The organism is Maricurvus nonylphenolicus (assembly GCF_042854845.1).
GTDB lineage: Bacteria > Pseudomonadota > Gammaproteobacteria > Pseudomonadales > Cellvibrionaceae > Maricurvus > Maricurvus nonylphenolicus.
In genome coordinates this window covers 859061-871775 of the sequence record NZ_AP031498.1, presented here as the reverse complement: position 1 = coordinate 871775, position 12715 = coordinate 859061, and the positions used below count along the sequence as shown (strand labels likewise).

Annotated in this window: 9 protein-coding genes; 3 read left to right on the top strand and 6 right to left on the bottom strand. The window is 50.2% G+C overall.

The features are described 5' to 3' along the window. Positions 1-110: 110 nt before the first annotated feature. Together ACGHZ6_RS03655 and ACGHZ6_RS03650 are read right to left on the bottom strand one after the other, a co-directional pair. Positions 111-1640: a hypothetical protein gene (locus ACGHZ6_RS03655; RefSeq protein ID WP_390617441.1), complete on the bottom strand. Its 1530-nt coding sequence runs from the start codon at positions 1638-1640 to the stop codon at positions 111-113. A 46-nt stretch (positions 1641-1686) separates the two neighbouring features. Next, a complete protein-coding gene (locus tag ACGHZ6_RS03650; RefSeq protein ID WP_390617440.1) occupies positions 1687-5004 on the bottom strand; it encodes a carboxyl transferase domain-containing protein in 3318 nt (1105 codons plus the stop codon). 262 nt (positions 5005-5266) lie between these two features. On the opposite strand from ACGHZ6_RS03650, the gene ACGHZ6_RS03645 reads away from it, so the two are divergent. Then, entirely contained in the window at positions 5267-6133 is an 867-nt protein-coding gene (locus ACGHZ6_RS03645; protein WP_390617439.1) for a helix-turn-helix domain-containing protein, read from the top strand. On the opposite strand, the gene ACGHZ6_RS03640 is transcribed toward ACGHZ6_RS03645, so the two are convergent. The 4 genes from ACGHZ6_RS03640 to ACGHZ6_RS03625 all read right to left on the bottom strand — a co-directional run bounded on the left by ACGHZ6_RS03640 (position 6130) and on the right by ACGHZ6_RS03625 (position 10477). Beyond that, positions 6130-7275 carry an epoxide hydrolase family protein gene (locus tag ACGHZ6_RS03640; protein ID WP_390617438.1) on the bottom strand — a complete coding sequence of 382 codons (1146 nt, stop codon included), beginning with the start codon at positions 7273-7275 and terminating at the stop codon, positions 6130-6132. The two genes, ACGHZ6_RS03645 and ACGHZ6_RS03640, sit on opposite strands and share 4 nt — an antisense overlap. A gap of 32 nt (positions 7276-7307) precedes the next feature. After that, positions 7308-8942 (bottom strand): AMP-binding protein, encoded by a 1635-nt coding sequence (locus tag ACGHZ6_RS03635; protein WP_390617437.1) that lies wholly within the window; start codon positions 8940-8942, stop codon positions 7308-7310. 108 nt (positions 8943-9050) lie between these two features. After that, positions 9051-9512: a hypothetical protein gene (locus ACGHZ6_RS03630; protein ID WP_390617436.1), complete on the bottom strand. Its 462-nt coding sequence runs from the start codon at positions 9510-9512 to the stop codon at positions 9051-9053. A gap of 65 nt (positions 9513-9577) precedes the next feature. Beyond that, positions 9578-10477 (bottom strand): alpha/beta hydrolase, encoded by a 900-nt coding sequence (locus tag ACGHZ6_RS03625; RefSeq protein ID WP_390617435.1) that lies wholly within the window; start codon positions 10475-10477, stop codon positions 9578-9580. 342 nt (positions 10478-10819) lie between these two features. Here ACGHZ6_RS03625 and ACGHZ6_RS03620 point away from each other — a divergent pair, with 342 nt between their 5' ends. Both ACGHZ6_RS03620 and ACGHZ6_RS03615 read left to right on the top strand, forming a co-directional pair. Further along, positions 10820-11683 (top strand): helix-turn-helix domain-containing protein, encoded by an 864-nt coding sequence (locus ACGHZ6_RS03620; protein ID WP_390617434.1) that lies wholly within the window; start codon positions 10820-10822, stop codon positions 11681-11683. Positions 11684-11832: 149 nt separating this feature from the next. Then, positions 11833-12687 (top strand): enoyl-CoA hydratase-related protein, encoded by an 855-nt coding sequence (locus tag ACGHZ6_RS03615; protein WP_390617433.1) that lies wholly within the window; start codon positions 11833-11835, stop codon positions 12685-12687. Positions 12688-12715: the final 28 nt, after the last annotated feature.

Sequence of the window (12715 nt, the reverse complement as noted above, 5' to 3'; positions counted from 1 at the left end):
CTGAAGGTGTTTGCATTCTGTAATCTGAGGAACAAACACCTTATCGAAGAAGTTAATGATTAAGCGGTGATTAATCCATGACCGTCAAAGTCATAAAATCACCTTATTTTTTATACAGCAAAAAATTCACAGCCGCTTGCATGCGTACGCACAGACACTTCTTTGCCAATAGGTTCATCTGACATTAAAAATTTTGCGGCAGACTGGTCCCCGTCTGGCATTTTTGCCAACACACGACGACCGAAAATTTTATCTCGACCAACAATTAATCCTTGTGTCGGGATATCGCGCTTATACACTAAGCTGTAACTTTCTATCACTGCTTGCCCTTCAAAAGGGAATAAAACTTCGCGTTCACTACACTCTTTAGCACAAGGTTTAGTAGCAGGTAACGACTTTGTACAAGGACGTACTGAATAAATTCCTACCGATGCCTTTGTCAGATATCCACCATTGGCTAACACCAAACCGAACTCATCGGGCGAGGCAAGCAAGTTATGATACATTTGCGCAATGGCGTGCATGCTGTAGTTATTTCCCGCACCGCCGAAAAACGGCAAGCCACCTGTCACCGTCAAATCTTGCTGAGCATCCCAAGGGATATCCAACGCATCACAGGCCGCTAGTACAGCGACAGGGAAACAACTGTAGAGATCAAACTGCGAGATTTGCTGTGCAGATATATCAGCCATCTGCAATGCTTGCTGACACGCAGTCTTCATCGACCAGGACGCATCGAGGCTTTCCCGTTGCGACACAAAGGTATCATCCGCATCGCCGTGCCCGTGAATAAATACCCATTGAAATTCAGGAATATTGAGTTCTCGCGCTTTGCCCACCGACATCATGATAACCGCCGCGCCCTGATTAACAGCATCCTGGGCTACCATCCATTTATGGTAAGGCTCGTTCATCAGAAAATTATCAGCCGAGGCATTGGCAATAAATTCCGATGTTAAGGCCGTAGGAAACTGTGCATAGGGATTCGCTGCAGCGATGTCACTAAAGCGAGAGAATAATCGACCGATGAGCTGTCGGTGTTCTGCAACAGATAATCCTTGTTTATGCCGCCAGGCATTTTCAAATAACGCATAAACCTGGGGCGGAAAAGTAATGTGGTGCTGCAATTCCAGGTCATTCATAATTTCCTGGGCACCACAATCCAGCATCTCACCGTAGGGCTCATCGTGCCAATCCAGTTGCCAACCGTGCTTTAAGGCTTGCTTCATCGCCCCGGTGGCTTCGCCACCACACAACACCACACACTGATGCTCGCCGGCACGGATCGATGCCGAAAATTCATTGATCAATCGCTGCGGACTCTGTCCACCCTCGCGACTGTAGATCGCCTGCTGCGGCGATAAATCCGATAGCGCAGCAACACTTACAGGCGGTTTACTGCTACTGCCAAAGGGATGCTCCAATAAACTAAAAGAGTCGATGGCCATACGCGTCATCACCAGCGTATCCACTGCCTCCCCCAAGGCCGAGCAACCACTGGTTTCCAAGGCAGCCATAACCGCATCAGCGGCTAACTGCACCGGTGACCTGACCTGTTGCGGTGAAGTGACGTTACGTACCACCACCTGACCGGACGCCACCAACACCGGCGTATTATCGGGAATATTTTTTACGGACATCGCCATAACCTCTTCATGATCGCACATCAACGTTTACAACAGACATTTACCAGGAATCAATCATGGGACGTTTTTTGCCGTCACGCGGTGCGGGTGGGCGCATAGAGGCCAAAATATTTGACAGCCAAAAACGGGTATCTGCCGGATCAATCACATCATCAATATCAAAGCGCGTCGCTCCCACAAGAGCCTTACCGGTTTGATACGCCATAGCCACCATGTCATCAAACAACTGCTTGCGTTCTTGTGGATCCTCGACGGCTTCCAGTTCCGCTTTGTAACCAAGGCGAATCTGCCCTTCCAATCCCATCGCACCAAACTCTCCTGTGGGCCAGGACACAGCAAACACCGGCGCTTTAATATCACCACCGGCCATGCCGCCAGCACCTAAGCCATAGGCTTTACGCAACGCCACAGTAAACAGTGGCACTGACAGGTTACTGCCCGCCAAAAACATGCGCGCGGCGTGACGAACCAGTGCAGTTTTCTCGACCTCAGGGCCGACCATGATGCCCGGCGTGTCACAGAAGTTAAGCAGGGGAATATCAAAGCTGTCACAGAGTTGCATAAAGCGTGCAGCTTTATCGGCGGCATCACTGTCGATGGCACCGCCCATATGTTTAGGGTCATTGGCAATCACACCAACAGGGCGACCTTCAATACGAATCAGTGCCGTCACCATGTTGCGTCCAAACCCGGCGCGCAGTTCCAGCATGGAATCCTCATCCGCCAGGGTTTCAATCACACGACGCACTTCATACACCCGCAGACGATTTTCCGGCACCAGTGTGCGCATTGCGCGTTGATCCGGTGCCTTCCAATCTTTAACGGTACCCTGAAAATACGACAGGTATTTTTTCGCCACCGCTACGGCTTCCGCTTCATCCTCAACCAGAATATCAATCACGCCATTACTGGCCTGAATCTCTGAGGGGCCAATTTCATCGGCAGATACAACACCCAAACCACCGCCTTCTACCATAGCTGGGCCACCCATGCCGATATTGGAATACTGGGTGGCGATGATGACATCACTGAGTCCCAGCAGGGCGGCATTGCCCGCAAAACAACGGCCAGAGACAATGCTGACAATCGGCACCAATGCAGAAAGACGACTAAAGTGATTAAAGGTATCAATACCTGGGAACCCTTCGTAATCGTCATCACCCGGACGCCCGCCACCACCTTCGGCAAATACCACCATCGGCATGCGGCCCTGCTCAGCGATATCAATCAGGCGATCAGTTTTCCAGTGATTGTGAACGCCTTGGGTACCGGCAAAGACGGTAAAGTCGTAGGTCATCACCGCAGCACGATTGTCTGGCGCATCAAACAGATCACCATTAATTTGTGCCACACCGGTAATAATACCGTCAGCCGGGCTGCGCTCGACCAGATCCTCAATACTACGGCGTCGACGCTGTGCAGCCAGGGTTAAGGCCCCATATTCAACAAAACTACCTTCGTCGATCAGGTCGCTGAGATTTTCCCGTGCGGTGCGCTGGTTGCGCTTGCGTCTTTTCGCCACGGCCTCGGGACGGTTTTCATCCAGTGTTTTGGCTTTACGTTCGAGAATTTCCGCCAGGTCCGGGCGAATCGCATCCAGATCAACAACCTCTTGTTGCTGCTCCAGCTCGTCGAGTGTCACATCGCCATCAGTTTCAATCGCCAGTAATAATTGTGATTCATCCAAAATATCGCCTGGCGTAATAAACAGCTCAGTGACCAGACCTCCGGCTTTGGCGGTAATCACATGCTCCATTTTCATGGCTTCCAATACCGCCAATTGCTGGCCCGCTGTAATCACCTCACCAGCAGAGACATCAACCGATACCACGGTGCCCTGATAGGGCGAATACACGCCTTGGTGACCTTCAGGCAAGACAACAGTATTTTTGGCAGCACTTGTACTTGGTGCAACATCGGTATCTGCCATATCGAAATACAACTGCGGGTGAGACTCTGTGGCCGCAGTAATCAACTCGCCGGTATGGTGACTGACAAAGTCGGTATTAAACGGCCCTTGTGATAAAACAGGATGTTGAACCAACGCCTGCAACAAACCGAGGTTGGTCGAGACACCGGCAATATGACATTCGCACAAAGCACGGTAACCTTTGTGCAACACATCCTCCAGATGCCTTGAGCTTGAATGAACAATCAATTTAGCCAACAGAGGATCAAATGAAGGGTTAGTACGATAGCCCGTGTAGGCATAGCTATCGACACGAATCCCCCGCCCAGCCGGCATATCAAAAGCATTTAACAGCCCAGAGGCTGGTTTAGTCTCACCGGTTTCAGATAATTTTTCTGTATTAATGCGTAACTGCATGGCAGTACCACGGGGCTCAGGAATCTGCGCGGTGGTTAGCTCCAGATCAGCCAGCGTAAATCCCTGCGCCAGGCGCAATTGCAATTCCACCAAATCCAGACCGGTGATCTCTTCGGTAACCGTATGCTCAACCTGAATCCGTGGATTCACTTCAATAAAGTAAAATGCATCGCTGTTGCGATCCAACAGAAATTCAACAGTGCCCAGGTTTTGATAACCTACCGCCTGCACCAGGCGCATAGCCGCATCTAAAATGTTCTGTCGAACGGTTTCATTTAGATAGGGTGCTGGAGCCAACTCCAGCAGTTTTTGCCGACGACGCTGCAACGAGCAATCCCGCTCCCACAAATGGGAAACCTCACTGCCATCACCCAATATCTGTACTTCGATATGACGGGCATCGGTAATCATTTTTTCGACAAAAAGGTCACCATTACCAAAACCGGACTCAGCTTCCGAGGCCGCACGAGTAAAGGCTTCGTCCAATTCAGAGGCGCTGGTTACCGGCCTGATACCCCGGCCGCCACCACCGGCTACGGCCTTAACCATAATGCCAGCCGCATCGCCCTGCTGCGCCAGAAAATGCCTGGCCTCTTCCAGGCTGGTAGGCGCAGACGTACCAGGAATCACAGGAACCCCCTGCTCTTCGGCCAAGGTGCGCGCCCGATGTTTATCACCAAACAGGGAAATAGCCTCAGCGCTGGGGCCGACAAATATAATGTCATTCGCTTTACAGGCGAGTGGCAGCTCAGGATTTTCTGACAGGAAACCGTAGCCGGGGTGAATCATGGTCGCCCCGGTTGCCTTGGCGGCGTTTATAATGGCTTCGACATCCAAATACGCCGCCACACCGCGCCCTGGTAACTGATAAGCCTCATCCGCCTTGCGGGTGTGCAGGCTGCTGGCATCATCGCTGGAGAAGACCGCTACGGTTGGCAGCTCAAGCTCGGCCGCCGTGCGAAAAATACGCGTGGCGATTTCACCACGATTGGCAACCAGTAGTTTTCCAGAGAGTTTTTTCATCTGTCCCATGGCTCCAAACCTCTTTGCTAAGGGGGAATGTGACAAGTCTTATATGACAAATATGAATCTACCCGGCGACTAAACACCGGGTGATAAAGGCGTAGTAATGACTCTATGCTAGAGATTTCAAGGGGGCAGAACCATAACCCCGAAGGTCAAATTTTGAGGCCAATCCGGTTTCCTAAAATGGGGAAAATTGGTTAGTATTATTGCTATAAGGCACCGGCTTTTATGCCGCAATGAGAATAATGCCGACTGAGAGAGATCGTCTATGAGCCAACCCCGTAAGGCACCGCCAACGTCCCTGGGCAGACTGGTGAGATTCTGGCGTAAAACCTTCGCCCTCAGCCAGGAAGAGTTGGCCCTGCAATTACAATCTTCAACACGTCATATCAGCCGCCTGGAAACGGGTAAGGTACACCCCAGCCGCGAAGTCGTACTCAGTATCGCCCAATTTTTTAACCTCAAGAAACGCGATGCCGCTAATCTGTTGATTGCGGCGGGTTACATTCCTGAAATTGTTGATGCTGACTTCCGTGCGCCGGAATACCGCTGGCTGCGGAAAACCATGGCGATCAATTTCAAATCACTGGATCCCTATCCCGCCATGCTGACGGACCGCGATAACAACATCCTGATGTGCAATAAGAGTTGGCTCGGACTCTTTCAAGATCACTTTGATTTAAGCGGTAACCTCTATGCCAGCACCTACCTGGAAGCCGTTATTGATGCCATAGCCGCTGGCGCTAATGAGAACGACAGAGAAAATATCCTCTGCGCCTTCTGTTTAAGCCTCAAACAGGAAGCCTTAATCAATCAAGCACCCGTACTGGAAACCATGATCGGTCGGCTGGAAAAACGCCATGGCTTACCGAAAAACTGGCCTCAAAAAGCTGCGCAGTTTGAGCCACGCATGAGCGTCCCCATCTCGTTTGTAATCGATGGCGAAAAACATGAGTTCTACCATGTGTGTAATGCCATCACCTCACTGGGGCCTGTAGAAAACGGCACTGAACCCTCCCTGGTAATTATGAAACTGTTCCCTAAAGATATTGATCGCGATCTCTCCATGTTAACAGCGCACGAGTTTGATCACCCCTGCCTCTATACCCACGAGATCCGCAAAAACGAATCTTAACCCAATTTTAGTTTGGCAAACGTTTTACGGAGCTCTTCAACAAACCCTTGCGGTTGCTCCATTGCCGGGAAATGTCCACCCTCGGTCGGGCTATTGAAATAAATCAGATTCGGGTATAAACGCGCTACCCATTTCTCGCAAGGGGTTGATACATCTTTTGGATAAACGGTGACACCCACCGGTAAATCGGTTGTCACACCGGCAAAGGATTTATTAAAACTCTCCCAGTATAATCTGGCGGAAGAATGCCCTGAGTTGGTCAACCAGTACAGGCTGATATTATCCAGCAATCTGTCTTTGCTAAAGATCGATTCGGGATCACCACCACAGTCACTCCAGTTTTGAAACTTCTCATAGATCCAGGTCGCCAGCCCAACAGGTGAGTCAGACAAACTATAACCAATGGTCTGTGGTCGCGTCGTTTGAATGACCGCATAACCGTTACCGTCTTTTATATACTGCATGGCCGGAATCAGTGCGGCCTGCTCCTCGGGAGTCAATTCCTCACCCGGATTTGGCATGGCGATCACCAGGTTGAGGTGTATACCCTGTAGCCCCTCAAGCTTCTGGCTCGCCATGGATAGAGTAACGGCAGAACCCCAATCACCACCCTGAGCCACATACGCCTGATAACCCAGAGCCAACATGATGTCGCCCCAGGTACGCGCAATTTTTTCTACATTCCATCCGGCCGTTGCAGGCTTGCCAGAAAAACCAAAACCCGGCAGAGACGGTATCACTAAATGGAAAGCATCCTCTGCGCTACCACCATGATCTTGCGGGTTTATTAAACGATCAATGATGTCGGTAAACTCCAGAATCGATCCAGGCCAGCCATGGGTCAACAGCAAGGGCCTTGCTGAGGTATGACGAGAACGCACATGAATAAAGTGAATATCCACATCATCGGCGGTATAGACAAAATTGTCGAAACGGTTCAGCGCCTCCTCGCAGCGACGCCATGAATACTGAGTTTGCCAATAGTCCACCAGCGCCTTAGCACGCTCTAGCGGTACGCCCTGCTGCCAGGGCGATTCCTCCGTTTGCTCAGTCGTCCAACGGGTAAGAGCCAATCGCTGCTGCAGTTCATCCAGCTCAGTTTGCGGGACGTTAATACGAAAGGGCTTAATAAGATCAGACATTCAACATCCTTTACCAGATTATTAATACGCGATTATCCGCCAATGATAACCCCAATGGCATCCTCACCCAGTTTAGCGCTGTACTGGGTCTCAAGCACTTTACGCTTGATCTTCAGAGTTGGGGTTAACTGCCCACCATCACTGCTCCAGACATCTCTCACCACAAGCAATGCGGTTATTTTTTCATGCGCGGGTAGCTCATTATTCACCGCATCCAGCGCCTCGGCGAAATAGGCATTCAACTCGGCATCAGTTTTGTCTGCCGCAGACTCAGCCACACTCACGACGGCGACCGGTTGTGCCAAGCCATGGCCAAATACAACGGCCTGCTCAACCAAAACAATCTTTTGTAATTCTCGCTCAAGTCGCTCCGGATTAACAAACTTGCCTTTACTGGTTTTGAACACACTACCGGTGCGACCGGTCACCCAAAGATTTCCGTCTTCATCGATACGTCCAAGATCACCGGTGGCATACCAGCCATCTTTTATCACGCGGGCAGTTTGCTCTTCATTTTTATAATACCCCTTCATCAGCCCCGGGGTCTTAAAATGAATCTCACCGTCCTCTGACAGCTTTAGGGATATCCCCCCAGCAGGACGGCCAACACAGCCGGGAATATTAGCCTCATTGCGGTCCCAATAAGCACCTAGCGCAAAGGTTTCCGTCATACTGTAACTTTCACGTAAGTGCAGGCCAATATCTGCATACCAGCGGTGTACCGCTGGCGATATTGGTGCCGAGCCTGTCATCGCTAAACGAGTTTGATCCAGCCCCAGCCATTCACGTACAGCAGCACGGTCAGCATCAGTTTCAATCTGTTTGTCCATTGCCTGAAGCCCGGCTTCAACACCTTCTTTGAACTTGTGCCAGATTCTGGGTACAGCGCCAAAAAAAGTGGGTTTTACATCTCGGATCTCGCTGGTGAAATTGGCCAAGCTAGCGGAAATGGAAATGTGTGAATTTAGGTAGAGCCCTGCCATTTCTACCAACGCGCGTTCAGCTACATGGGATAAGGGCAGATAGGAAATAATTTTTTCGCGCTCATCACCTTCTTTGGCATGGGGCGTCCGCCCATAACAATTGTTTGCCAAAGCCACGGTCTGCGCTATAGAGTGGAAGGTATGCATTACCCCTTTAGGTACACCGGTCGTTCCCGAGGAGTATAAAATCGTGCATACCTCGTCCATCGATCGTGGAGCAAAGTCATTCTTGGGCGGTGTATCAACGATGATACCTTCCAACTCAGCATCACAGGTTATGGACGCACCACGCATCGCAATCGTGACCATATGTTCTGGCAAAATGCTGTGAAGTTCTTCTGCTTTATCAAAAGCACCTACAAACAATAATTTTGTTTCACTGTGTTCAAGGATATAAGCAGCGGTTTCCAAATCCTGGGCGGGGTAAATAGGCACGCTCACATGCCCGGAGAGCATAATCGCCAAATCCACAACAAACCAATCGGCGCTGTTGCTCGACCAAATTGCAATATTTGATCCAGCCGGGAAATTCATTTTTGCAATATCGGTCGCCACCCGGCGAGCCCGATCTGCCACAGTCTCCCAGCTGTATTCAATCCAGTCATCGCCAGTGGATTGGCGTAAAAACGTTTGCTTGGGAAATGTTGCTGCCCAATGTTCCATCATCTGTACTGGCGTTTGCATTGCTCTCACCTCAAATAGTCCAGCCATTATTTGTATTAATAGGCTCGACTATAGAGAAACAACGCTATAAAACCATGACCGTGAAGGTCTAAAAATGGAAGATTGTTATTAGCGTAATACGGCCTTTTCTTTGGACTGTGGATAGGGCAGCGCTGCCGCCAGTAACAGCAGCGCGCCAATAACAAACTGGGTGAGACTTAGCTGCCACTGCATCCCGTCAGGGTAAAAATCAGCAGGCACTATCGCCAACCTAACCGTCGCCATAACAATTTGTACCGAGGCAATATTGATTATCACCAAGCGCAATTCTCTGCCCGCACGGAAAAACAGCGCCAATACACACAGGATCGCGACAGAGCCATACAAAGAGCCGACAAACGGGGTAAGGGATTGCCAACAACCGGTGGTCGTACAGATCTGCGCCAGCTCCCCCTTAAAAAGTCTTTCAAGCATATCGAACTGATTGACATAGGTGCCATTCAAATAGCTAAAAGATAGATAGAAGAATTGAATGGCCTGGAGCCCTAACAAAATGCGCTGCAATGGCAAGGTACATCGTGAAAAGTTCAATTCAAAGCTCCGGCCAAGTTTTTCTATAAGGAGTTGCTATAAAGGAGTTTCTATCATGAAGCGGCTTAGCCTAACTTCTCTTTACAGAAGGCACTGAGTTTGTCACAGGCTTCACGCGCTTCTGACAACAGCGGCCAGAAATACGGCCAGATATGAATCATGTCCGGGTACTGATCGAGCTTCACCTCAACACCTGCGGCTTTGGCCTTCTCTGCAAAGCGCAGACTATCGGACAACATGGTCTCGGCATCACCCACTTGAATATAGAGTGGCGCCAGATCCGAGAGATCTGCAAACAGCGGTGAGGCTGTATCAGCGGTTAAGTCGCCACCCTGAACATAGGTCGCGGCCATCTCATCCAGATCCACCTTTTTCACCAGCGGATCAATCTCTGCCCGTGTTTCATAGGATTCACCCGACTGGGTTAAATCAGTCCACGGGGATAACAACATGGCACCTGCAGGCTGCGGCAAGCCTTCATGCTTTAAAGCCACCAGTAACGCGGCTGCCAAACCACCGCCGGCACTGTCCCCGGAGACAACAATATTGTCTGCCGTAAAACCCTGCTCCAGCAGATAGCGGTAAGCTGCAACGGCATCTTCTACCGGGGCGGGATAGGCCCATTCCGGGGCCAAACGGTAATCAATCGACCAGGCGGTAATACCGGCATCCACCGCCAGCCTGGCAACAAAATGGCGATGCGAGGCAGCAGAACCAATCACATATCCGCCACCGTGCATATAAAGCAACGCCTTATCTGTTGCGCCTCCTTCCGGGGTGAACTTTAGTCCAGGCACACCGTAGGCACGAAATTGGGTAATATCCACAGGCTCTTCGGGCATAGGTAGCGTCAGCCCTGCCAGATCCATTTCACCACGCTGCTGCCACAGTGGTTTTTGGCTGAGATCGCCACCGCGAACCTCATCTAGCATCGTTAACACAATATCCAATTCTTCTTTGCTCATCGCTTTCTCTCAGTATCTACTGTTTACAAAATGTATTATTTATTCAGCGCTAGCCCGATAAGACCCGCAATGCTTTAGAACCTTAAGGATTGGCCCGATAATCTCCATGACCGGGAAGGTCATATCCCGCTCTCCTCAAGATCTCTACCAATCTCCCTCCCTTACAGCACCTGCATGACCAAATGGTCACAACAGGTCAAAAAGGTCTATATATTAGCCACACCATCCAGCTTATTCTTTTAAAAACACAGGAATCTGTTATCTTATTTTATATAGGATACATCGATTACACTGAACGTTTGGCTATAAGTATCAACACCTACGAGCCCGTATAAAATAACAATGAATCGCCCCCAACAATTTCTTCCAACCGCCCTGGGCAGACTGGTTAGATTCTGGCGCACGACCTTCAGGTTGAGCCAGGAGGAGCTAGCACTGGAGCTGGACTCTTCCACCCGTCATATAAGCCGCCTGGAAACGGCGCGGGTACATCCCAGCAGGGAGGTGGTTCTCAAGATCGCCAATTTTTTTGGCCTTAAAAAGCGTGATACCGCCAACCTGTTAATCGCCGCAGGCTATATTCCCGAGAATCTGGGCGCCGAATTTCGAGACCAGAAATACCGCTGGCTGCGCAAGACCCTGGCCATGAATCTGGATGCCCTGGATCCCTTCCCGGCTATGTTAACGGATGGCACCAATGGCATTTTGATGTTCAATAAAAGCTGGTTGGGGCTCTTCCACGACAAGCTGGATATCTCGGGGGACATCTTTGTTAGTGAGTATTTTGAAGCGATTATGGGAGGCATCGTCGGCCGGGAAAATGAAGCCGAACGGGAAACCCTGATGACCGGCCTTTCACTGACCCTAAAACAAGAAGCCCTGATAAAAAATGACGCAATCCTTGACGATTGGGTTGATCGCATGGCGGAGAAGTACCAGTTCCCTGAAAACTGGCCAGAAAAAGCAGCGGCTTTCGAACCCCAGATGAGCTTTCCTATTTATTTTGAGGTTGAAGGCAAGCTGCAACAGTTTTACCACATGTGTAATTCCGTGACCTCCCTGGGGCCCGTAGAAAATGGTATGGAGCCTCTGCTACTGATGAACAAAATGTTTCCCAGGGACCATAAAACAGACCTGTCATCACTTGTAGACCATACGCTGGACCACCCCTGCCTGTGCCGCCATGAAATTGAAGGTGACACCTAATAAACTCCTAGCATAGAGACCTGTAGATCACTATTGATCTATGACCACCCAAGTCATAGCCTCCCCCATGGCAATCCTTTAATTTTTTTACTTTGTGCGATCAACCATTGATCTCACTGTAAAAGAAAGCAACTGAGGAACTGCTGACCATGGCCTATGACTTTATCCTGTTGGACATTACCGACAAAATCGCCACCATCACCCTAAACAGGCCCAAACAACTTAATGCCTTAAGTGAGGCCCTCTTATCCGAATACGTTCACGCGCTGAAAACTGCCGAAGATGACCCGAATGTGCGTGCCGTCATTGTCAAAGGTGCAGGCCCTGGCTTTTGTGCCGGTTATGATGCCGCCGGAGGCAACGGCAACTATGCGCCAGAAGACGCCGCCGACGCAGCCCCTTTTATCGATGACAAAAAGAACCTCGACCGCATGTGGGGCGCTACCGCAACAGCCTGGAATCTGACCAAACCGGTGATTGCCCAGGTTCATGGCTACTGTGTGGCCGGCGGCAATGATATTGCCGGCCAATGTGATGTGATTATTGCAGCGGATAACGCCATTATTCAGCAACCGCAAGTAAGACGCCTGGGGCTTTCCTTTAACCACATGTACCCCTATAAAATTGGTCCTCAGTGGTCGAAAATTTTATTGTTAAGCGGTGATCCGGTAAGCGGTAAAGAAGCTGAGCAACTAGGACTGGTTGCCATGTCTGTGCCCGAAGAAGAACTGGAAGCACAGGTACTCAAACTGGCCAAACGTTTTACCCTGATTGATCCAACTATGATGGCCACCAATAAGATGGCGATTAACCGCGCCTATGAATCCATGGGCCTCAATCAAGCCCGAGAGACCGCCAACACACTGGATACGGTTGCCCACGTTGCACCGATCATGCAGAAGTTTGTACAAACAGCAATGACGTCCGGTTTTAAAGCAGCGCTAACCGAAAATGAAGCGCCCTTTAAAGCAGATGAGCGTCCTTTCAAAGTACCTGGCGGCTAAAACAAAAAACCCCTGCCTGTGCAGGGGT